The sequence below is a fragment of the Tistrella sp. genome, assembly GCF_002684955.1.
GTDB classification, from domain to species: domain Bacteria; phylum Pseudomonadota; class Alphaproteobacteria; order Tistrellales; family Tistrellaceae; genus Tistrella; species Tistrella mobilis.
This window is the reverse complement of the sequence record NZ_NYWI01000027.1, coordinates 49,933-71,848: the sequence shown is the minus strand read 5'-3', so window position 1 is coordinate 71,848 and position 21,916 is coordinate 49,933. Positions and strand designations below refer to the sequence as shown.

At 67.6% G+C, this 21,916-nt stretch carries 23 protein-coding genes; 19 read left to right on the top strand and 4 right to left on the bottom strand.

The window, feature by feature from the left end:
- Positions 1-109: 109 nt before the first annotated feature.
- Complete coding sequence (locus tag CMO28_RS06765) at positions 110-1,702, top strand: methyl-accepting chemotaxis protein (RefSeq protein ID WP_296711496.1); 1,593 nt, start codon at positions 110-112, stop codon at positions 1,700-1,702.
- Between the two features lie 52 nt (positions 1,703-1,754).
- Here the strand turns inward: CMO28_RS06765 and CMO28_RS06760 are convergent, their stop codons facing one another.
- The 3 genes from CMO28_RS06760 to CMO28_RS06750 form a co-directional block, all read right to left on the bottom strand.
- The gene (locus CMO28_RS06760; RefSeq protein ID WP_296711494.1) at positions 1,755-2,180 is read right to left on the bottom strand and encodes an OsmC family protein; all 426 of its coding nucleotides are present in this window, start codon (positions 2,178-2,180) and stop codon (positions 1,755-1,757) included.
- Positions 2,181-2,756: 576 nt separating this feature from the next.
- Positions 2,757-3,485, bottom strand: a complete 729-nt coding sequence (locus CMO28_RS06755) for an aspartate/glutamate racemase family protein (protein ID WP_296711490.1) — start codon at positions 3,483-3,485, stop codon at positions 2,757-2,759.
- A 3-nt stretch (positions 3,486-3,488) separates the two neighbouring features.
- Positions 3,489-4,370 carry a VOC family protein gene (locus tag CMO28_RS06750; RefSeq protein ID WP_296711488.1) on the bottom strand — a complete coding sequence of 294 codons (882 nt, stop codon included), beginning with the start codon at positions 4,368-4,370 and terminating at the stop codon, positions 3,489-3,491.
- A 115-nt stretch (positions 4,371-4,485) separates the two neighbouring features.
- Here CMO28_RS06750 and CMO28_RS06745 point away from each other — a divergent pair, with 115 nt between their 5' ends.
- The 5 genes from CMO28_RS06745 (at position 4,486) to CMO28_RS06725 (ending at position 9,334) form a co-directional block, all read left to right on the top strand.
- Positions 4,486-5,622, top strand: a complete 1,137-nt coding sequence (locus CMO28_RS06745) for a hypothetical protein (RefSeq protein WP_296711485.1) — start codon at positions 4,486-4,488, stop codon at positions 5,620-5,622.
- The gene (locus tag CMO28_RS06740) at positions 5,610-6,137 is read left to right on the top strand and encodes a TRAP transporter small permease subunit (protein WP_296711483.1); all 528 of its coding nucleotides are present in this window, start codon (positions 5,610-5,612) and stop codon (positions 6,135-6,137) included. The genes CMO28_RS06745 and CMO28_RS06740 overlap by 13 nt, the downstream gene beginning before the upstream one ends.
- Positions 6,127-7,452 (top strand): TRAP transporter large permease, encoded by a 1,326-nt coding sequence (locus tag CMO28_RS06735; protein WP_296711480.1) that lies wholly within the window; start codon positions 6,127-6,129, stop codon positions 7,450-7,452. The genes CMO28_RS06740 and CMO28_RS06735 overlap by 11 nt, the downstream gene beginning before the upstream one ends.
- 11 nt (positions 7,453-7,463) lie before the next feature.
- A complete protein-coding gene (locus CMO28_RS06730) occupies positions 7,464-8,234 on the top strand; it encodes an IclR family transcriptional regulator (protein ID WP_296711476.1) in 771 nt (256 codons plus the stop codon).
- A 197-nt stretch (positions 8,235-8,431) separates the two neighbouring features.
- Positions 8,432-9,334, top strand: coding sequence for an SDR family NAD(P)-dependent oxidoreductase (locus CMO28_RS06725; RefSeq protein ID WP_296711474.1), 903 nt, complete (start codon positions 8,432-8,434; stop codon positions 9,332-9,334).
- An 81-nt stretch (positions 9,335-9,415) separates the two neighbouring features.
- Here the strand turns inward: CMO28_RS06725 and CMO28_RS06720 are convergent, their stop codons facing one another.
- On the bottom strand, positions 9,416-9,697 hold the full coding sequence (locus tag CMO28_RS06720; protein ID WP_296711472.1) for a hypothetical protein: 282 nt from the start codon (positions 9,695-9,697) through the stop codon (positions 9,416-9,418).
- Between the two features lie 75 nt (positions 9,698-9,772).
- On the opposite strand from CMO28_RS06720, the gene CMO28_RS06715 reads away from it, so the two are divergent.
- The 13 genes from CMO28_RS06715 to CMO28_RS06655 all read left to right on the top strand — a co-directional run bounded on the left by CMO28_RS06715 (position 9,773) and on the right by CMO28_RS06655 (position 21,904).
- Positions 9,773-10,039 (top strand): type II toxin-antitoxin system ParD family antitoxin, encoded by a 267-nt coding sequence (locus tag CMO28_RS06715; protein ID WP_014753008.1) that lies wholly within the window; start codon positions 9,773-9,775, stop codon positions 10,037-10,039.
- Positions 10,040-10,223: 184 nt separating this feature from the next.
- Positions 10,224-11,102 carry a hypothetical protein gene (locus CMO28_RS06710; protein WP_296711467.1) on the top strand — a complete coding sequence of 293 codons (879 nt, stop codon included), beginning with the start codon at positions 10,224-10,226 and terminating at the stop codon, positions 11,100-11,102.
- A 195-nt stretch (positions 11,103-11,297) separates the two neighbouring features.
- The gene (locus CMO28_RS06705) at positions 11,298-11,444 is read left to right on the top strand and encodes a hypothetical protein (RefSeq protein ID WP_296711464.1); all 147 of its coding nucleotides are present in this window, start codon (positions 11,298-11,300) and stop codon (positions 11,442-11,444) included.
- 163 nt (positions 11,445-11,607) lie between these two features.
- Positions 11,608-12,813, top strand: coding sequence for an acyl-CoA dehydrogenase family protein (locus CMO28_RS06700; RefSeq protein ID WP_296711462.1), 1,206 nt, complete (start codon positions 11,608-11,610; stop codon positions 12,811-12,813).
- Positions 12,814-13,044: 231 nt separating this feature from the next.
- Positions 13,045-14,166, top strand: coding sequence for an acyl-CoA dehydrogenase family protein (locus CMO28_RS06695; RefSeq protein ID WP_296711459.1), 1,122 nt, complete (start codon positions 13,045-13,047; stop codon positions 14,164-14,166).
- A 79-nt stretch (positions 14,167-14,245) separates the two neighbouring features.
- Positions 14,246-15,061: an enoyl-CoA hydratase/isomerase family protein gene (locus CMO28_RS06690; RefSeq protein ID WP_296711456.1), complete on the top strand. Its 816-nt coding sequence runs from the start codon at positions 14,246-14,248 to the stop codon at positions 15,059-15,061.
- A 36-nt stretch (positions 15,062-15,097) separates the two neighbouring features.
- Positions 15,098-16,789, top strand: coding sequence for a class I adenylate-forming enzyme family protein (locus CMO28_RS06685; RefSeq protein WP_296711453.1), 1,692 nt, complete (start codon positions 15,098-15,100; stop codon positions 16,787-16,789).
- 71 nt (positions 16,790-16,860) lie between these two features.
- Positions 16,861-18,150, top strand: coding sequence for an ABC transporter substrate-binding protein (locus CMO28_RS06680; RefSeq protein ID WP_296711450.1), 1,290 nt, complete (start codon positions 16,861-16,863; stop codon positions 18,148-18,150).
- Between the two features lie 54 nt (positions 18,151-18,204).
- Positions 18,205-18,486: a hypothetical protein gene (locus CMO28_RS06675; protein WP_296711447.1), complete on the top strand. Its 282-nt coding sequence runs from the start codon at positions 18,205-18,207 to the stop codon at positions 18,484-18,486.
- Entirely contained in the window at positions 18,483-19,379 is an 897-nt protein-coding gene (locus CMO28_RS06670; protein ID WP_296711444.1) for a branched-chain amino acid ABC transporter permease, read from the top strand. The genes CMO28_RS06675 and CMO28_RS06670 overlap by 4 nt, the downstream gene beginning before the upstream one ends.
- Positions 19,376-20,404: a branched-chain amino acid ABC transporter permease gene (locus CMO28_RS06665; protein ID WP_296711442.1), complete on the top strand. Its 1,029-nt coding sequence runs from the start codon at positions 19,376-19,378 to the stop codon at positions 20,402-20,404. The genes CMO28_RS06670 and CMO28_RS06665 overlap by 4 nt, the downstream gene beginning before the upstream one ends.
- Positions 20,401-21,192, top strand: coding sequence for an ABC transporter ATP-binding protein (locus CMO28_RS06660; RefSeq protein ID WP_296711440.1), 792 nt, complete (start codon positions 20,401-20,403; stop codon positions 21,190-21,192). Before CMO28_RS06665 ends, CMO28_RS06660 begins: the two co-directional genes overlap by 4 nt.
- Complete coding sequence (locus tag CMO28_RS06655; RefSeq protein ID WP_296711439.1) at positions 21,185-21,904, top strand: ABC transporter ATP-binding protein; 720 nt, start codon at positions 21,185-21,187, stop codon at positions 21,902-21,904. The genes CMO28_RS06660 and CMO28_RS06655 overlap by 8 nt, the downstream gene beginning before the upstream one ends.
- The last annotated feature ends 12 nt before the right edge of the window (positions 21,905-21,916 follow it).

Below are 21,916 nucleotides of genomic sequence, written 5' to 3'. Positions count from 1 at the left end.
GATGGCTTTGGCATTCCTCCGCCTCGCCATGATCCGGATCATGATGCGGAGAATCGCAAGGAGCCGGAAATCATAGATAACTTCTCGGACGGACTCTTATCGCGGGCTGGTGGCCTGCATTGACGCCACCGGCCAGGTGGAACAGGCCGGGCAGGAGGTGCTGGACGGCGCGCGGGCCAATCAGCTGGTCAGCGACATCCGCCGGGCCGAATACCGGCTGGCGGCCGATCCCCGCGAGCTGGACGCCGCCGCCGCCGAGATCGAAGGCGCGATCACCCGGTTTCACGGGCTGATCGAGGATATGAAGACCCATGCCGGCCCCGAGGATCTGGTGCGCATCGCGCGGGTCGACGACCATTTCGCGACCTATGTCCACGAGGTGCGACATGCGGTCGAGGTGGCCCGCAGCCATGCCGGCCGCGATATCGATGCCGCCCAGCGCGCCGTGGTGGAAGAGGTGGAGCACGGCCGGATCACCGCCCGGGCGCTGACCGATGAAATGGCCGGGCTGGTGAACGACATCGAGACCCGGGCCAGGGGCATTGCCGACGAGGCCCGGACGCTGGGCACCGAAACCGAGACGGAGATCGTGGCGACGGCCATCGCCGGCACGTTGATCGGCCTGGCCGCCGGCTTCCTGATCGCGATCGCAACCATCGCGCGCCCCCTGCAGCGCACCGTGCGGCGGCTGAACGGGCTGGCGGCCGACGATCTGGATGCCGAGGTTCAGGGCACCGATCGCCGCGACGAGATCGGCGACGTGGCCCGCGCCATGCTGGTCTTCCGCGACAATGCCCAGGAACGCCGCCGGCTGCTGGAAGCCGAAGCGGCCCAGGTGGCGGCCCGCGAACGCCGCGCCGCCGAGGTGGCGCAGCTGATCCGCGATTTCGACCATGAAGTGGCCGAGATGCTGGCGGTGATGAGCAGTTCGGCCGTGGAGCTGGAGGCGACCGCACAGCTGCTGTCGTCGAGCTCGGAAGAGACCTCGCGCCAGGCTTCCACCGTGGGCAGTTCGGCCGGGCAGGCCTCGGCCAATGTTCAGGCAGTGGCGGCTGCGACCGAAGAGCTGACCGCAACCGTTTCGGAAGTGGCCCGGCAGATGGAGACCGCGCGTGGCGTTGCAAGCGATGCCAGCAGCGAGGTCGAGCGCGTGAAGACCCTGGGTGGCGAGCTGGACCGCGCCGGCAACGACATCGCCCAGGTGATTGCGCTGATCGAAGAGATCGCCAACCACACCAATCTGCTGGCGCTGAACGCGACCATCGAGGCGGCGCGCGCCGGAGAGGCCGGCAAGGGCTTTGCCGTGGTGGCATCGGAAGTGAAGGGCCTGGCGACCCAGACCGCACGGGCCACCGGCGATATCCGCGGCCGGGTGGAGCACATGCATGGCAGCATCGGCGCGGCGCTGGATGCCGTGGGCCGGATGGCCGAGGTGGTGCACCGGGTGCAGGGCATGTCGAGCGCGGTGTCGGCCGCGGTGCAGCAGCAGTCTGCCGCCACCGCCGAAATCGGCCGCAATGCCGACAAGGCCGCCCGCGGCACCCAGGAAGTGACCGACACGATCGGCGGGGTGACCATGGCGGCAGAGGCCACCGCGTCGGGCTCGGCGCAGGTGTTGAGCACGGCGCGGACGCTGTCGGAACGCTCCACCCGGCTGCGCAGCACGGTGGACGGCTTCCTGCGGGCGGTGGCGGCGGCCTGAGGCCGCCGGCTGCGAGGGATGACGGAAGCAGGGGGCGCCGGCTGGCGGAGGCTCAGGCTTCCGCCATCGCCGGCGCCGCCGCCTGACGGAAGATGGTGTGGATCGGCAGGCCCGGCTTCAGACGAAGCGTGACCGGCGTGCGTTCGGCCAGATCGGCGAGTTCGTCGCGGGCGGCATCGGAAAGCGGCCCGTGCAGCGTGATCACCCGCTCCACCGTCACTGCATCTTCTGCGGCTTCATCGCGGATGAAGCTCAACTCCACGTCGAGCGCCAGCAGCGGCCAGTGCTTGTGATGCGCATACATTTTGAGCGTGATCAGCGTGCAGGATGCAAGGCCCGACAACAGAAGATCGTGTGGTGTGGGGCCATGATCACCCCCGCCCATGACCACGGGCTCGTCGGACGCCAGGCGATGGTTCCCGGTCGAAATCGAGACGGCGTAGGGAAGATTCCCGATACTTGCGGTGACATGCGACATGATGCATCCCCCGTCGGCTGTGTTGACCGATGACACTCCGGCGGCTGCGGTCTCTGTTCCGTGCGCCGCGTCGTTGAAGTGATATGGGTCGATGGGGGACGAAGGTCCAGGTGGCGTTTTGTGGTCATCCCGGCCAGGGATCGGGCGGCGGCCGCCGGGGCCCGCCAAGGCCCCGGCGCTGACACCCGGTGGACATCTTCCGGCAATGTTTTTCACCCGCGGGAGGGATATCACCCCGCGGGACCTGCTGTTGCAGGCGAAAGACAGGCAAGAAGAACCCGCAAGACCCTGACGCGCGCCCCGAAAAGGACACAGACCCGTTGCACGTCGCGGAGCGCCGATCTGCGACACATCATGCAGATTTCTGTCGGGGCCCGCGAAAATCCTGCGGGAGTTCACGCCTCGTTAAGCAGTGCGGCGGTAATGTGATCCAGACATCGGGACGGACCGGGTCATCGGACCTTCGGCTCGTCATGGTCGTCTCCTTGCCCGCACTTTCCCTGTGCGATCCTTCACCGCGCCTGCCGGGTTCTTGTCTCCCGCGGCGCGGTTTTTTTTTGGCACAGGCGGCAGCACTCAGCCGCGCGACCGCGACAGCAGGGCCTGACAATGGGCCGCCACCGCATCGATCAGCGGCACGGCCGGCCGCAGCCGGTCGCGGATCAGAGGCAATTCGGTGCAGCCGAGCACGACGGCATCGGCCCCGCCCGCAACCAGATCGTCGAGGGCGGCCTGAACCGCGGCGATATCGGCCGGGGTCGGGCGCCCGGAAGAAATGCCGGTCTTGATGGCCCGGTCGAGCCTCGCCGCCAGCCTGGCATCGGGTGTCACCACCCTGTGGCCGGCCGCGGCGAGGGGGCCCGAGAACACACCCTGTTCAAGGGTCTGTGCCGTGCCGAGCACGCCGACCGCGGCCCCTTTGGACGGGAGACCGTTGGGCAAGAGATCGGCCGGGCGCCGGAAGGGCTCTGCGATGTGCAGGCAGGGCACGGGCACGGCGGCGGCGACCGCATCGAAGGCCAGATGCGCGGTGGCGGCACAAAGGCCGATCACACCGGCCCCGGCCGCGGCAAGCCCCTGCCCCGCCGCCACGAAGGCGGCGGTGACCAGATCGAAGCGGCCGCGTTCGGCATCGGCCAGGATGGGCGCGAAAGACAGGCTTGCGATCAGCACCGGCACGGTGCCCGGCTCTGCCAGACGGTTCAGACGCTCGTAATAAAGCGCGGTGGAGGGCCAGCCGGTGCCGCCGATCAGGCCGATGGCGCCAGCCATGGGGAGGGTCTTGCGGGTCTGGGGCGTGCGCATGGCTCAGGCGGCCTCGGCCAGCACCAGCACGATGCCGCCGGCTTCGGCCGCCGGCACGACCAGCCGGCTGCCCTCGTCCCGGAAGCGCACGCCATTGCGGGTAAGCACCGCGCGGGCGGTATCGGCCGAGGCGATGCGCACCTCCACCGCCAGTTCGGCGGCGCTGCCATCGGCGCGGCGCGCGGCATCGCCCCAGGCGGCGGCGAAGCCTGCGGCATCGACCGCCGTCAGGGTCTGATCGCCCAGGGTCACCGAGACCGGCCCCTGCCCGGCCGGATCGATGCCGTAGATCGCGGCCAGATGATTGCGCATCGCCGCCGGATCATCGGTCACCACCGTTGCCGCCGCCCAGTATTCGGCGCCGTTCGGATGGGTGATCCAGGCCGGGCGCAGATAATGGCTGCGGTCCATCACCTCGCAGGCATTGAAGGCGAGCGGCCCGCGCGGGGCATCGGGCACCAGCACCCGGAAATGAATCCGGTCGACCGTGCCGTCCTCGGGGTCGCGATAGTCGGTGTCGAGTTCGTAATACATGCAGGCCGGAAAACCCGCCGCCTGCCAGGCCTGATCGAGCGCGGGCAGATCGGTCGCGGCATGGACGATCATCGCCAGCGCCGGCCTGCGGCCCAGAAGATCGCGCATATAGGGCACGGCATGGGCCGGGTCGGCATAGGCGAATTCCAGGAAATTGGTCATGCGATCATCGGTCGGGCGGAAGAGCACCAGATGGTTGCCGCCGCGGCCGCCGGTTTTGCCGCCGCCCATCGGCTCGTTGGTCCGCCAGGGCGTGACCGAGAAACCCAGCCGCAGATAGCAGGCGCGGATCGCCGGCAGATCCGGGGTTGAGATCATCAGATGATCGAGACCGATCAATTCCTTACGCATCGCGGAGGCTCCTTGACAGATGGCGGGGCGTATTCCACGATCCAGAATATATTCCGCGATACAGGACATCAAGCCGGCCGCGGAGCGGGAGACGACCGATCGGGGGACAGGACCCATGACCAGATTGACGACACTGCGCCGCGGGCTTGCCGCGGCGGCGATCTGCCTGGCGGCGACCGCCGGCACGACGGCCGGGGCGGCGACGCTGACCTATGGCTCGCCGGTGCCGGAACAGGCGCTGTTCAATCGCGAGGGCGTGGTGCCCTTCCTGAAGGGCATCGAGACCGTGACCGAAGGCCGGGTCACATTCCGCGGCCTGTTCGGCGGCACGGTGGTGAAGATGCCGACGGTGCTGCCCTCGATCCGCGACGGCGTGGTGAATGCGGGCTTCGTGGTGCTGGCCTTCTACCCGTCCGACCTGCCCCATGCCTCGGTGATGTCGGAACTGACCGGTTTCGGCGTCGACCCGGTGGCGGCGATGGGCGCGATCAACGAGGCGTTTTTTCAGGGCTGCCCCGACTGCCTGGACGAGATGCGCCGCGAGGGCCAGATCCCGCTGTTCCTGAATGCGACCGCACCGATGGCGATGCAGTGCACCAGCCCGGTTGCGGGCAAGGCCGATCTTCAGGGCCGCCGGGTCAGCGTGATCGGCAGCCCCGAGGCGCGCTGGGCCGAGGCGCTGGGCATGATCCCGGTCACCACCTCGATCACCGATCTGCTGATCTCGCTGCAGACGGGCAAGACCGATTGCGCGCTGGTGCCGATCAGCTGGGCGCAGAGCTATGGCCTGACCGATGTCGTCAAGGGCGTGATCGACATGCCCCAGGGCATCGTCGGCGGCGCGGTGCCGGTTTCGGTCAGCGTCGAGGCCTGGTGCCGGATCGGCGAGGCCGACCGCAAGGCGATCCTGGCCCATGCCGCGGCATCCGCCCTGCCCTATGTGCAGAAGGCCTATATCGATGCCGATGCCATGGTGCGGCCGAAGCTTGAAGCGGTGGCCGGCTTCTCGGCCGGGGACGCGGCGATGCGCGACGCCTGGCCGGCCTATCAGGCGGGCGAGATCAAGGCACTCGCGGCGCGCGCCGCCGAACGCGGCATCGCCGACCCCGAGGCCTTCGCGGCGCGGATCGCCCTGATCTACCGCAAATGGCACGAGGACTACCTGCCGAAGATCCAGGCCGACCCGGCCGAGATGACCCGGCTGCTGACCGAGACCGTCTTCCCGGAAAGCCTGGCGGCGTGCCCCGGCTGATGCGCATCCTTAACCTGCTGGCGGCCCGGGCCGCCACGGCCACCGGCGCGCTGGGCGAACTGGCGGTGCTCGCCATGTTCGCCCATATGGCGCTGGATCTGATCATCCGCCTGGTGGGCGGCGGCACGCCCGAGGGCATGCCCGAGGCGGTGGCGCGGATCTATATGGTGATGGTGGTCTTCCTGCCGCTGGCGGGGCTTCAGGCCAGCGGCCGGCAGATCGAGGTGGCGGTGCTGGCCGAACGGCTGGGCGGCCGGGCGCTTTACCTGCAGCGGCTGGCCGCCGCCCTGGTGACGGTGGCGGTGGCGGGGCTGTTCACCTGGCTGTCGTTCGATGTCGCCTGGGTGGCGACGCTGCGCGGCGAGCGGGTGGTGCTGACCGGCTTTTCCCTGCCGGTCTGGCCGGGGCGCTGGGCGGTGGTGGCGGGTTTCGGCGCGCTGGCGCTGGTGGCCCTGGCTCAGCTGATCCGCACCGCAGCCGGCCGCGCGCCGGTGGAGGCCGCCCATGGCGCTTGACAGCCTTGCCCCGGAATACCAGGCCTGCCTGGCCCTGCTGCTGTTTCTGGGGCTGGCGGCGCTGCGCGTGCCGATCGCCTTCGCCCTGTTCACGGCCGGGCTGGCGGGGACGGTGGCGATGATCGGCATCGGCCCGGGCTTTGCCCTGCTGTCGCGCGCGCCGCTGGAATTCGCCGCCAGCTGGGAGCTTTCGGCCGTGCCGATGTTCCTGCTGATGGGCAATATCGTCGCCCGCGCCGGGCTTGCCGATGTGCTGTTCACGCTGTTTCAGCACCTGACGAGGCGGGTGCCGGGCGGGCTGGCGGTTGCCACCAACATCACCTGTGCCGCCTTTGGCACGGCATCGGGATCAAGCCTGGCGGCCACGGTGGGTGTCGGCCGGATCGCCGTGCCGCAGATGCTGAAACGCGGCTATGACCCGGGGCTGATCGCCGGGGTCTGCGGCTGTGCCGGCACCATCGCCGCGGTGATCCCGCCCTCCATCCCCTTCATCATCTTCGCGATCCTGACCGAACAATCGGTGCTGACCATGTTCGCCGCCGGCCTGCTGCCGGGGCTGCTGACCGCCCTTGCCTATACGGTGATGATCATCCTGCGCGCCCGGCTGAACCCGGCACTCGCCGGCGCCGACGCCCGCGAGGATACGGGCCCGCGGCCGGGCCTGCGCGATCTGCTGGGGGTGTGGCCGGTGGCGGCGATCGCGGCCATGGTGATCGCGGGGCTTTATGGCGGCTTCGCGACGCCGACCGAAGCCGGCGGGCTGGGGGCGCTGGCGGCGCTGATCGTGGCGCTGATCCGCCGCACGCTCGACCGCGCGGGTTTTCGGGCCGCCATCGCGGATACCGCCCGGACCACGGCCGCGATCCTGATCGTGGCGGTGGGGGCAAGCACGCTCTCCACCTATCTGGCGCTGACCGGTTTCCCCGAAGTCGTCGCCGGGCAGCTGGCGGTGTTCGCCGATACCGATATCGCCTTCCTGCTGGTGCTGTCGGTGGTGCTGCTGGCGCTGGGCACGGTGCTGGACCCGATGGGGGTGATGCTGCTGGCCCTGCCGATCTTTCTGCCGGCGGTGGAGGCGCGCGGGCTCGACATGGTCTGGTTCGGGGTGATCGCGGTGAAGTATATCGAGATCGGGTTGATCACGCCGCCGCTTGGATTGAACTTGTTTGCGGCCCATGGTCTGATGCCGGCCGGCATCTCCTTCGGCCGCGTGGTGCGCGGCGCCGCGTGGTTTCTTCTCGCTGAAATGGTCGTCATGGTTCTGTTGCTCGCCTTCCCCGGCATTTCCCTCTGGCTGCCCTCGGTGCTTCGATGAGCGGGGTGGAGATGGAGGACGACAAGGGTGTGGAGCGGCGATCCGGTACCATCCAGTCGGTCTCGATCGCGGCGCGCTTTCTCACCATCCTGGCCGATGCCGAGGGGCCGATGGCGCTGAGCGAACTGGCCCGCCACGCCGGCACCGGCACCTCCACCGCCCATCGCTATATGCAGAGTCTGATCAAGGAAGGGCTGGCGGTGCAGGAAGCCGCCAGCGGCCGCTATGATCTGGGCCCCACGGCGCTCGACATCGGCATCGGCGCGCTGCGCCGGATCGATGCGGTGGAGGTGGCGGCGCGGCATATGAAGGCGCTGGCCATGCGCATCGCCGCCAGCGGCGGGGTGGCGATCTGGACCGATCGCGGCCCCACCGTGGTGCGCTGGTATCGCAGCGCCTATTTCTCGATCAGCGCCATCGGCCTCGGCGATGTGCTGCCGCTCGACAACACCGCCTGCGGCCTGGTCTTCCAGGCCTTTCTGCCGCCGGAGCGGATCGAGGGCGCGCGCAAACTCCAGCCGGCACCGTTTCGCGGCAAGCCGCCGGCGGCCCGCGAGCTGGCGCGGATCCGCGAAAGCTTCGGCCATGAACTCAGCGGCCATCTGCTGTCCGGCATCACCGGCCAGGCGGCCCCGGTCTTCGATGCCCAGCACGAGGTGGCCTGCGTGGTGACCACCACCAGCGGCAGCGAACTGCCCGAGGCCGACCGGGCCCTGATCTTCGCCGCAGCGCGGGAGGCCTCCTCCGAGGCCGGCGGGTCCGGCGCCTATGGCCGGCCATAAGATCTTTCAAACACCGTATATTTTGCGCTGCGGCGCGCAGCCGCTATGATCGCGCCGGCCCGCGGCAGACGCGCTGCGGGCGGCGGGTCCGCCGATCATGCCCCCATATGCCCGGAGGGCCGTTTGCCCGGGAACATATGCCAAGAGCGTGGCCGGACCTGCGGAGCGGAAGATGACCGACAGGGAAGGTGGAGTTCATGAGCATGAGGTTCGACGGCCGCGTTGCCATCGTGACCGGGGCCGGCGGCGGCCTTGGGCGTTGCCATGCGCTGGCGCTGGCCGCGCGCGGTGCGAAGGTGGTGGTGAACGATCTGGGCGCCGACGGGCGGTCTTCGGATGCGGCCGCCCAGGTCGTGGCCGAGATCGAGGCCGCCGGCGGCGAGGCGATGGCGAGCGGCGCCTCTGTGACCGATGCGGCGGCGGTTGAGGCGATGGTCGCCGAGACCATGGCGCGCTGGGGCCGGGTCGACATTCTGGTCAACAATGCCGGCATTCTGCGCGACAAGAGCTTCGCGAAGATGAGCCTGGACGATTTCCGCCTGGTGGTCGACGTGCACCTTATGGGTGCGGTGATCTGCACCAAGGCGGTGTGGGACATCATGCGCGCGCAGAATTACGGCCGCGTGGTGATGACCACCTCGTCCTCGGGCCTCTACGGCAATTTCGGCCAGTCCAATTACGGCGCCGCCAAGATGGCGCTGGTCGGGCTGATGCAGACCCTGTCGCTGGAAGGTGTGAAGAACGACATCCGCGTCAACTGCCTGGCCCCCACCGCCGCGACCCGCATGACCGAAGGCCTGATGACCGCCGAGGTTCTGGCGGCGCTGCGCCCCGAGACGGTCTCCCCCGGCCTGCTCTACCTGGTGTCGGAAGACGCGCCCACCCGCATGATCCTGAACGCCGGCGCCGGCAGCTTTGAACGCGCCTATGTGACGCTGACCGAAGGCGTCTATATCGGCGACGGCCCCGACGCCGCCGAGCAGATCGCCGCCCGCATCGACGAAATCGGCGACCGTGCCCGCGAAATCGTGCCGGAAAGCGGCACCGCCCAGGGCACGTTCGAAATCGGCAACGCCTCGGCGGCGCTGAAGAAGACCTGACCTGCGGCCTGCCCGGATAAGGGCGGGGCGACGGGGTGAGAACGGCCGCATCCTTGGGGGTGCGGCTGTTTTTTTGGGGAGTCAGAAATCAAAGTGCGAGAGATCGGAGGGCGGGAGATCGGGCTGTTCGCGGCCGTGGATCATGAAGTCGTCGCTCACGCCGCGGGCGATGGCGGCGCGTAAACAGACCCTGGGATCGATCACTGCCGACACATCCGGCGTGGCGGTGGCCGGGATTGATTCCTCGGGGCAGTCGGATGGCCCGGGCGGTGCCGGATCCGGAGAATCTGACGGTCGGGACATCGAGGTCTCCCGCATGGAAACGTCAGCCAGATGGTGCATCGGACCGGCGAAGCTGTCCATCCCGGCCTGCCACGAGACATTGCACGCCATCAGCGCCGACACTATCATTCAACGATAGAGGTGAGGAGAATGGCGATGCCCGGCAGCTACACCCTCGGCAAGCACTTCGAGACCTTCATTCAGGCCCAGCTCGCCAGCGGCCGGTACAACAACGCCAGCGAGGTGATACGCGACGCCCTCCGCCTGATGGAGGAACGCGAACGGCGCTTGGCCGCCCTCGACGCCGCCGTCATGCGCGGCCTGGCCGACGGCGCGGCTGGCCGCACCCACCCTGCCGAAGACGTCTTCGACGAACTCGAAGCCCGCTATATGGCGATGGCTGACGCGCGCGCGGAGTCGTGAGGGTCGAGTTTTCCAGCGAGGCAAAGGCCGATCTGCGGGCGATGGGTGATTACCATGCCATACTTTATCGCTCAGGGGCGATCGCACCGCCAGCGACGATGCCGGACTGTCAGAACAAGTTCTGGAACAGCACGAAGCAATTTTCGCCTAAGTATCTTCTCTTGAACATGCGAAAGGATACATTATGACAATAGCAATCGCATGGTTACGTAAGCTAAAGGGAACCAGTGAGTTAGTCATCGCGTCGGATAGTAGGCTCCGAAGTCGCGGCGCGCTTGACCAAGCGCAAAAGATTTTTCGTTTAGACAGAGGCGATTGCTGTTTAGCATTCTGTGGTGATGCCCAAGTGGCGTATCCCCTCTTTGTTCAAGTAGCGACAGCATTAAATAATTTTATAAAAACACGAACCAGAGCAGAGGATATAACCAATGTCACGGCAAATGTAGGTTATATCCTGAATAATTTAATAGATAGCTGGGATATCACATCAAAAGAAAAAGCGCAGGAACTTGCAGATACTCGCATACTTTTCTCCGGCTGGTCGCATGAACACAGAAAATACCATATTGGATATTTTTGCTACGAAAATAGAAATAATGGAAAAGCAGGGCAATTTTTCTTCCATCGACGCAGGGCAAAAAAGCCGCACCCCTGGCGAGAAAGATCAAATTCTCTTACATTCATTGGAGATTACGAAAAAAATTACATGAAGGAACTTAGTGATATTCTCAAAAAGCGCCATCCACATACGACAAATCAGATCGAAAAGAAAAAGATAGACTTTGACTATGAACCAATAGAGGCATTACATTCTCTTATAGTCAAGGATAGAAATACAAAGGCCATGCCAGCCATTGGCGGCGCTGTCCAGATGGTAAAGGTATATTCTTATGGCAGTAGTCTTCCATTCGCCATCCGAACAGACCCAGGTTCCCACTTTCTACTTGGACGCAAACTCTTCGAATGGGAAAAGACCGAGTATCCTATCCTTGATCTGACAGGTCTATGCCCGCAGGTATACTATCCAATGAGTTATATTCCTAATCCGGAAAAAATCCCTTGATGAATATTTTGAAATGAAAATTTACCTCTCAATCGCCTCTATGCGGGTTCCAAAGCTTTCGACTGCGCGCGAAACCATCACAGCCCGGACGAGGTATAGTTTTCGCCTCCCGCCACCTTTAGAGGGTAATAATAATTGACTGACTAATGGACACGATGAGATTCGCCATTATTTTGCCTTGGCGAGTCGTAGCTGGTGGCCAGACCGGCCCACGCCCTCGACGCCGCCATCCTCCGCGGCCTCGCCGACGGGGCCGCCGGGCGCACCCACCCTGCTGACGAGGTCTTCGACGAACTCGAAGCCCGCTACATCGCCATGGCCGAAGCCCGCAGACCCAAGTAGGCGCCCCTTGCCTCCTGCCCCGCCCCGCCATCTCCCCACCGCACCGCACAACCCCTCATAAAATTTCCGCTGCACCGCACAACACGATTTGATCTTGCGCCCTGCCCCGGTTTCAGCGACAAGAATAATGACTCATGAATCATTAATCAGTTCGGAGCGAGGCATGCACGCCGAGTTCACGGCCGAAGAGCGGGCGTTCCGCGATCAGGTGCGGCGGTTCTGTGAGGAGCGGCTGCCCGAGGATATCCGCGCCAAGGTGCTGGAAGGCCGGCATCTCGATCGGGCGGATCACATCCGCTGGCAGAAGATCCTGCATGAACAGGGCTGGATCGCCGGGTTCTGGCCGAAGAAATGGGGCGGGTGCGACTGGACGCCGGTGGAAGGCTATATCTTCCAGGAAGAGACGGCGCGCGCCGGTGCCCCCTGGCTGCTGCCCTTCGGGGTGAATTATGTGGGCCCGGTGATCTTCACCTATGGCAATGCCGATCAGCAGGAACGGCATCTGCCGGGCATTCTGTCGTCCGACGTGTTCTGGTGCCAGGGCTATAGCGAGCCCGGCGCCGGGTCGGATCTGGCCGGGCTGAAGACCCGGGCGGTGCGCGACGGTGACCATTATGTCGTCAACGGCTCCAAGATCTGGACCACCATGGCCCATTGGGCCGACATGATGTTCTGCCTGGCCCGCACCGATGCGGATGCGGCACGGCCGCAGGAGGGGATTTCCTTCCTGCTGCTGGATATGAAGCAGCCGGGGGTGACGGTGCGGCCGATCATCTCGATCGATGGCGCGCATCACCTGAACGAGGTGTTCTTCGACGATGTCCGCGTGCCGGTGAGCGAGCGGGTCGGCGAGGAGAACCGGGGCTGGACCTACGCCAAATTCCTGCTGGGGCATGAACGCATGCTCTCGGCCGAAACCGGCAAGGCACGGCGGCTGATCGGCAAGATCCGGCGCATGGCCGCCCGCCTGCCCCATGCCAACGGCCGGGGCGTGCTGGCCGATGATGCCCGCTTCCGCGACCGCATCGCCCGGCTGGAGATCCGCGTGCTGGCGCTGGAATGGACCACGCTGCGCATGCTGGACGCCGCCATGGAGGGGGCCGGTCCCGGGGCCGAGGCGTCTCTGCTCAAGATCCGCGGCAGCGAACTGGTGCAGGCGATCACGGAACTGGCCACCGACGTGCTCGGCCTCTACGGCGTCCCCTTCGACGTGCGGCTGCTGGAGGCAGAGGCGCAGGGCATCGAAATCGGCCCCGACGGCGCCGCCGGCATCCTGGCCGAATTCCTCTACCACCGCGCCCCCACCATCTGGGGCGGGTCCAACGAAGTCCAGCGCAACATCCTGGCCAAACACGCGCTGGGCCTCTGACCGCAACGCCCGGAAGCCTGGGCACTGCCTGCGTTCACAACAGGCTCCCAGCCGCCATTGAGGCGGCGGCCAAGGGCGCGGCAGCGCCCGCCCGGCGAGGGACTGACAGACTCAGAAGCGCCCGCCCGGCAAGGGAAAAAATCCGCCCAACCTGGCTCCCAGCCGCCATTGAGGCGGCGGCCAAGGGCACGGAGTGCCCGCCCGGCGAGGGGCTAAAACAAAGAGCATCACATGAACTTCCGCTTCACCGAAGAACAGTCGATGCTGCGCGACATGGCCAGGCGCTGGGTCGCGGAGCGCTATGATCTGAAGCGCCGCAAGGCGGCAGCCGCCACCGGTTTCGATCGCGCGGCCTGGGCCGAGATAGCGGAGATGGGCTGGCAGGGCGTGGCGCTGCCCGAAGCCGCGGGCGGCAGTGCCGGCGGTGCGGTCGAGACCATGATCGTGATGGAAGAGATCGGCCGCGGGCTGATGGTGGAACCCTATCTGGCCACCGCCGTCATCGCCCCCGCAGCGCTGACGCTGACCGGGGCGGCCGACGACGATGCGCGGCTGGCCGCCATCGCCGGCGGCCGGCTGGTGGTCGCCTTCGCCCATGACGAGCCCGGCCTGCGCGACCCGGCCGCCCCCCGCACCACCCGCGCGGTGCCGGCGGGCGACGGCTGGCGGCTGGACGGCGCCAAGAGCGTGGTCCGCGCCGGGGCAGAGGCGGATTGCCTGCTGGTTTCGGCCGCGATGCCCGAGGGCGCCACCGGGCTGTTCCTGGTGGATGCGGCGGCGCCCGGGATCACCCGCACCGGCTATCCGACACTCGACGGCATGACCGCGGCCGAGATCGCGTTCGAGGGCACGGAGGTGCCGGCGGTCGCCCTGCTGGCCGCCGAGGCGGATGCCATCCTGGCCGCCCTGATCGACCGCGCCATCGCGGCCGAACTGGCCGAAGCACTGGGGGTGATGGAGCGGCTGAAGGCGGCGACGCTGGAGCATCTGCGTACCCGCCGCCAGTTCGGCCAGGAAATCGGCCGGTTCCAGGCGCTGCAGCACCGCATGGCCGATATCCATATCGCCTGCGAAGAGGCGCGGTCGATGGTGATCATGGCGACGGTCGCGCTGGCCGAGGACGACGTGCTCGCCCGCGCCCGCGCGGTGTCGGCCGCCCGGCTGCATGTCGCGGAACTGGCGATGCATGTGGGGCGCGAGGCGATCCAGCTGCATGGCGGCATCGGCATGACTGACGAGATGATCGTCGGCCACGGCTTCAAGCGCCTGAAAGTGATCGCCGCCGGCATGGGCGGCAACGACCTGCATCTGGACCGCTTCATCGCCACCACCGAGCAGAGCAACGCCGCCTGATCGCCTGATCGCCAGAAACGTTGAAGACATCACCCAAGGGCGGCAGACGAACCGCCCCGCCTGAGAGGAAACCCACCCCGTGACCACCGAACCCGGCGCCTTCGAATTCCGCGACTATCAGTGCTTCACCTTCGAACGCCGCAACCGCGTGCTGACCGCAACCATCAATCGCCCCGAGGCGATGAATGCGGTCAACGCCCGGCTGCACGAGGAATTCTCGCGTCTGTTCACCGACCTCGCCATGGATCCCGACAGCGATGTGGTGGTGCTGACCGGCGCCGGCCGCGCCTTCTGCGCCGGTGGCGACATCAACTGGATGCAGGAACATATCGATGTGCCCGGCGAGTTCGAGCGCACCGGGCTTGAGGCCAAACGCATCGTGTTCAGCCAGCTGGACCTTGAAAAGCCGCTGATCTGCCGGCTGAACGGCCATGCCACCGGGCTGGGTGCGACCATCGCACTGATGTGCGACATCATCATCGCCTCGGACAAGGCGAAGATCGGCGACCCGCATGTGTCGGTGGGGCTGGTCGCGGGCGATGGCGGCGCGGTGATCTGGCCGCAGCTGATCGGCTTTGCCCGCGCCAAGGAATTCCTGCTGACCGGCGACCTGCTGACCGCCCCCGAAGCGGCACGGATCGGGCTGATCAACCGCGCGGTCGCCCCCGAGCGGCTCGACGACGAGGTCTATGCCCTGGCCGACCGGCTGGCCGGGGGCGCCACCAAGGCGATCCGCTGGACCAAGACCGCGACCAATATCGCGCTGAAGCAGCTGGCCCATTCGATGATGGATGCCTGCATCGGGTACGAGAGCATGTCGAACCTGACCGAGGACCATCGCGAGGCGGTCGCGGCCTTCCGCGAGAAGCGCAAGCCGGCCTTCACCGGGCGATAAGCTCACGGGTCGATAAGCTCACCAGAGGGAACCGCCATGGCCGCCCCCACGCCCCAGGGACCGCTTGAAGCCGATCTCGCCCGCAGGATTGCGGAGACGGGCACGCTCGGCCGTCTTCTGCGGGCGCGGGCGGCGGAACATGGCGCGGCGCCCATGCTGATCGCCCCCTCGCGACTGTACCCGGCAGAGGCGGACGGGCTGGCCGTCACCAGCTTCGCCGCCATGGCGGCGGGGGCGGAGCGGCTGGCCCGGGCGCTGGTGGCGGCGGGGGTCGGGCCGGGTGACGGCGTCGGCGTGCTGGCCGGCAACACCGCCGTCACCGAGGCCCATCTGGTGCAGTATGCCGCGGCCCTGGCCGGCGCGGTTCTGGTGCCGATCAACCCGCGCTATGGCGACGAGGATCTGGACCACGCCATCGCCCTTGGCCGGCTGAAGATCGCCTTTGCCGAACCGGGGCTGATGGCGCGGCTTGCCGCCGCGATCACACGGGCGGGCGGTGCTGCCCGCTGCATCGACCTGGGCGCGGGGCTCGCCGCGCTGACGGCCACGGGCGCTGCCGGCACGCCGCTGCCCGAAGTGGCGCCCGAGGCGGTCGCCGATCTGATCTTCACCTCGGGCACCACCGGCCGGCCCAAGGCGGTGGAGCACAGCCACCGCTCTGCCGTGGCCACGGGGGCGATCTTCGGCACGGCGCTGGGGCTGACGCCGGATGACCGGCATCATCATGCGGTGCCGTTCTTCACCAGTTCGGGCGTGCATTTCAACCCGCTCGCCGCGCTCTGGGCGGGCGCTGCGATGATCGTGGAGCCCGCCTTCGACGCGGCGCGCATCCTGGAGCGGATCGCGACCCGGCGCAGCACGGTGCTGCTCTCGGTGCCATCGGGCTTTCTCTATCTGCTGGATGCGCTGGCGCGGGCGGGCGGCGACGCCCCCGATCTGTCGAGCATCCGCCTCTGGAATTACGGCGGGGCCGCCATGCCGCAGGAGGCGGTGGCGGCACTGGCCCGGCGGTTCCCGGCGGTCGAGCAGCGCCAGAATTATGGCATGACCGAGACGGGCCCAACCGGCACCATGCTGCTGCCCGACGAGGTGATGGCCAGGCCCGGCTCGGTCGGTCGGCCCATGCCGCTCTGCCGGGTGCGGATCACCGATGCCGACGGCCGCGCGCTGCCGGCTGGGGAAGCCGGCGAGATCGAAATCCTGAGCCCGGCCAACATGACCGGCTATCGCGACGCGCCCGAGGCGACGGCGGAGACGATCAGGGATGGCTGGGTCCGCACCGGCGATTGGGGGCGGATCGATGCCGACGGCCATCTCCATCACCTGGACCGGCTGAAGGATGTGATCGTCCGCGGCGGGCTGAAGATCGCCGCCCGGCGGGTGGAAGACGTGCTGCACCGCATCCCCGGCGTGTTCGAGGCGGCGGTGATCGCCCTGCCCCATCCACGGCTTGGCGAGGATGTCGCGGCGGTGGTGGTGCGCACGGCGCCTGACACAACCGAAGACCCTGGCACAACCGAAGACATCGAAACTGATGAAGACTTCATCGCTCGGCTGCAAGCGGCCGCCGCGGCGGTGCTGGCCGATTACGAGATCCCGAGACGGGTCTTCCTCACCGATGCGCTGCCCCGCAACCCGCTGGGCAAGGTGCTGAAGACCGACCTGCGCCGGCAGCTTGCCGGGGCACCCGAACACGACCGACACGATCTGCACCCATCGCATGGATGAGGCATGAAGGCGCGGCCCGTGCCCCACGGGACACCAACCAGAACCGCGCCATGCCCAGGGAGGAGACAGAGATGACCCAGAGCTTCAAGGGCCCGAAATTCAGCCGGCGCCCCCTGCTGAAGACGACAGCCGCCGCGGCCGCGATCGCGCCGATGAGCCGGCTGTGGATCCCCGGCGCCCGTGCCGCCGACAACCCCATCACGCTGGGCCTGGTGACGCCGCTGTCGGGCGCACAGGAAATGATCGGCAGCTTCGTGCGCCATGGCGCCGAAATCGCGGTCGAGAAGATCAATGCCGATGGCGGCGTGAACGGCCGGCCGCTGGCACTGGAAATCCGCGACAGCAAGGCCAACCCGGCCGCCGCGACGGTGGCGGCGCGCGAACTGCTGGGCCAGGGCGTCAACCTGCAGCTCGGCACCATCTCCTCGGCGGTGGCGCTGGCCATGGGCCCGCTGATGCAGGCGGCCGGCGGCACGGTGCTGACCTGCGGCGCCGGCACCGAAAAGCTGAACCACGAGAATTACAGCCCCAATGTCTTCCGGGTGGGCGACAGCCCCTATTCGCGCCAGTACGGCCTGATCCGGCTGATCGCCGAGCGCTACCCCAACGTCACCAGCTGGGGCGGCATCATCCCCGACCATGAATATGGCCGCACCACCTGGGCGATCTTCGTGGATGCGATGCTGAACGTCTTCCCCCAGGTCACCGGCAAACAGCCCGACATCCAGCGGCCGATCCTGGTGCCCTATGGCGCGGGCGATTATAAGAACTTCATCGCCGCCGCGGTGCGCCAGCCCTTCGAGGGGCTGTATACCTCGGCCTATGGCGGCGATGCGGTGACCCTGTTCCAGCAGGCGAAGCCCTTCGGCCTGTTCGAAAAGACCAAGGTGCTGGTCGATTCGGCCAATGAATTCCTGGTGCCGCTGGCGATGAAGGACCAGACCCCGGATACCTGGACCGGCACCCACTGGTACTTCAACGGCAACACCGACAACCCGATGTCGAAGCATCTCTACGATGCCTATGTTCAGCGCACCGGCAACAAGTATCCGATGGGCTGGGCGGCGGAAGCCCATGCGGCGGTCTATGCCTACAAGGCGGCACTTGAGAAGACCGGCGGCGAGACCAAGGCCGATGCGATCATCGCCGCGCTGAAGGGCCTGACCTTCGACAGCGCCACCGGCAAGCGCACGCTGCGCGCCGAGGACAACCAGGCGATCAAGAGCGTCGAGATCATCCGCATCAGCCCCAAGGCCGACAACCCCGACGGCTTCGCGGTCACCGACTTCGTCTCGGTGCCGGGTGACAGCGTGGTGGAACCGGCACGGCCGGGACAGAAGCTTGAACTGAAGTCTCTCTGACCGTCTCTCGACTTGCAGCCACCGGGGCGCGGCCACGACGATCGCGCCTCCCCGGTGACCGGCCGCACCCCCTCCCCGGTGGCTGCACTTTTTTTTCGAGAGACCAGGGCGGCGGTTTTCGCGGCAGAGAAGAAGGTGGATCCCCGCCTGCGCGGGGATGACGGCATTTTCTTTCTGATCAGCGATCCGCCGTCGGATCCGCGGCAGGCCGGCCGACGAGCGGCGGCAACGAAAACCGATCCCGTCATCCCCGCGCAGGCGGGGATCCACCTTTCCACCCGCCACCCCGACCACCCCGACCTTCCGCACCCCGATGCGGTCTTACGGAGGCGATGATGACGTTCGCCGATCTGGCGCTGATCCTGTTCAACGGCATGGCCTGGGCGGCCGCGACCTTTCTGGTGGCGGCGGGGCTGACGCTGATCTTCGGCATCCTGCACATCCTGAACTTCGCCCATGGCGGGTTCTTCATGATCGGCGCCTATATCGCCTTCACCCTGCTGCAGCTGGCAGGCGTTGGCGGCGTGCCGCTCTGGCTGTATCTCGTGGTGGCGCTGGCATCGGGCATGGCGGTGGCCGTGCTGGGGGTGCTGGCCGATCTCGCCATTTTCCGGCGGCTGCGCGGGGTTGAGGACGCCTATGTGCTGATCGCCACCTACGCCCTGCTGCTGGTCTGCGACGGCGCGGTCAAGCTGATCTGGGGGCTGAACTTCATGTCGGTGCCGACGCCCGACGAGCTGGGCGGTGCCGTGTTCCTGGGCGATGCGATCATGCCCGAATTCGCGCTGTTCGTGGTGGCCTGCGGCCTGCTCGCCTTCATCGGGCTCGACCTGCTGATGGAGCGGACGACCTTCGGCAAGCTGATCTGGGCGGTCGCCATGGACAGCTGGATGGCGAAGCTGCTGGGCATCCGCGTCGGCCGGGTGCTGATGATCACGGTGGTGATCGCCTTCGGCCTGGCGGGCCTTGCCGGCGGGCTGCTCGCCGCCAATCAGAGCCTGTCGCCCAGCCTGGCCGGCGTGTTCCTGCTCCAGGCCTTCGGGGTGATCATCGTCGGCGGCATGGGCAGCATTCGGGGTGCTGCGATCGCCGCCGTGATGCTGGGGCTGATCGAAAGCTTCGGCACCGTCTTCCTGCCGGATTATCCCGGCATCCTCTTCTTCGTCGCCCTGGCCGCCGTGCTGCTGATCCGGCCGCAGGGGCTGATGGGACGCGCACAGGTGGCATGATGACGCTTGCGACCCGGACCTCTCCCCTTCTGGCGCTCTGGCCGCTGGCGGTGGGCCTGATCCTCTTCGCCCTGGCGCCCGCGCTGCTCAATCAGGGGCTGGTGTTCCTGGCGGGGCTGACGCTGGTCAACATCGTGTTCGCCCAGGCCTGGAACCTGCTGTTCAGCACCATCGGCCTGCTGTCCTTCGGCCAGGCGATGTTCTTCGCCATCGGCGCCTATGCCATGGCGGCAGGGCCGCAGCAGGCCGGGGGCGGGCCGTTCCTGATGTGGCTCGGCCTGTCCACCGGGCTGGGGGCGCTGGCGGCGATCGTCTTCGGCATCGTGGCGCTGCGCCGCTCGGGCGGGATCTACTTCGCCGTCCTGACGCTCGCCTTCGCCGAACTGGTCCATGTGCTGATCACCAAGACCGACTGGCTGGGCCGCAATGACGGGCTGACCGGCATCTATCGCCCCAAGATCGAGCTTGGCATCGCCACCATCGATCTGACGCAGGGCGATGCCTATTACTGGTTCATGCTGGTCGCCTGCGGCCTGGCCTCGGCCCTGCTCTGGTGGGCGGGGCATGGCGTGCTGGGCCGCAGCTTCCGGGCGATCCGGCAGGACCCCGTGCGGGCGGCCTTCCTCGGCCTTGATGTCGACCGCCACCGCCTGGCCGCCTTTGCCATTTCGGGCGCCGCCAGCGCCTTCGCCGGCGCGGTGAGTGCGCCCTGGATGCAGATCGTCACCCCCGAACTCGCCCATTGGAGCATGTCCACCAAACCGGTGCTCTATGCCCTGCTGGGCGGTGCCGCCAGCTTCTGGGGGCCCGCCATCGGCGCGATCCTGTTCGGCGCGGTCGAATACGCCACCCGCACCATGCATGGCATCGCCGACATCACCACCGGGCTGATGCTGCTGGCGGTGGTGCTGGCCATCCCCGGCGGCGTGATGGGGCTGGTGATGAAGCTGCGCGCGCGGCCTGCCGCAGCCACACCCGCCAGACCCGTCGCATCGACCACCCGCCCGCAGGAGCAGACGCCATGAGCCTGTCCGCCCCCTCACCCTCGGCATCGTCCGCGCCGCTGCTTGCGGCCCGCGGCCTGGTGAAGTTCTACGGCAAGACCCAGGTGCTGTACGATGTCTCGATCGATGTGGCGCCGGGCGAGGCCCATGTGGTGATCGGCCCCAACGGCGCCGGCAAGACCACGCTGTTCAAGGCGGTCTCGGGCGAGTTTCCGGTCGATGGCGGCGAGATCCGCTTCGACGACGGCAACGTCACCAGGCTTGCCGGCTGGCAGCGGGGGCGCCGCGGCGTCGGCCGGTCCTTCCAGGTGGCGCGGATCTTCGGCGAGATGACCACGGCCGAGAACCTGATCGTGGCGGTGGAGGCGCGCGAGCGCCGCGCCCGGGGCGGCATCGCGCTCACCTTCCGGATCAGCCCCCGCCAGGGCACGCTGGCCGAGGTCCGCCGGCTGCTCGACGGGCTGGGGCTGGGGCCGCGCGCCGACGATCCGGCGAAGCTGCTCTCCCATGGCGACAAGAAGCGGCTGGAACTGGCGATGAGCCTGGCGCTGCGGCCCAAGCTGATCATGCTCGACGAGCCGACCGCCGGCATGTCGCCGGGCGACCGCACGGCGGCGGCCGAGCTGATCGACGAAACCCGGCGTGCCCACGGCCTCGCCTTCCTGCTCACCGAACATGACATGGGCGTGGTCTTCGGCCTTGCCCAAAGGCTGACCGTGCTGCATCACGGCCGGGTCATCGCCAGCGGCGAACCGGCCGCGGTGCGCGACGACCCGACCGTCAAGGAGGTCTATCTGGGCCATGGCTGACCCGCTTCTGCGCATCGAGGCGCTTCATTCCGGCTATGGCGATGCCGCGGTGCTGCACGGCATCGACCTCGCCATCACCGAGGGCTCGGCCGTCGCCCTGCTCGGCCGCAACGGCGCCGGCAAATCCACCCTGCTCAAGACCATCCTGAATGCCGGGCCGCGGGTCACCGCCGGGCGGATCCTGCTCGGCGGCCGGGATATCGCCCCCCTCGCGCCCGATGCCCGCGCCCGGGCCGGGCTGATGCTGGTGCCCGAAGACCGCCGGATCTTCCCGCATATCACGGTGGCCGAGAACATCGCGCTGGGGGCGCATGCCGCCCGCCCGGGCGTGAAGCCGATGACCATGGACGAGATCTGGGCGCTGTTCCCGGCGCTGGTGCCCTTCGCGGCCCGCGCCGGCTATGCGCTCTCAGGGGGGCAGCAGCAGATGGTGGCGGTGGCCCGCGGCGTGATCGCCCGGCCGCGCCTGCTGCTGCTGGACGAGCCGGTGGAGGGGCTGGCCCCGGTGATCGTGGACCAGATGGCGGCCGAAATCCGCCGCCTGCACCGCGATCACGGGCTGACGGTGCTGGTGACCGAACAGAACCTCTCCTTCGCCCGCGCGGTGACCGACCAGGTGCATCTGATCGACAGCGGCCAGCTGGTGTATTCGGGCAGCTGGGCGGAATTCGATGCCGATCCCAGCCTTAAAACCCGCTACCTCGCCGTTTGAGTTTGCCCCCGC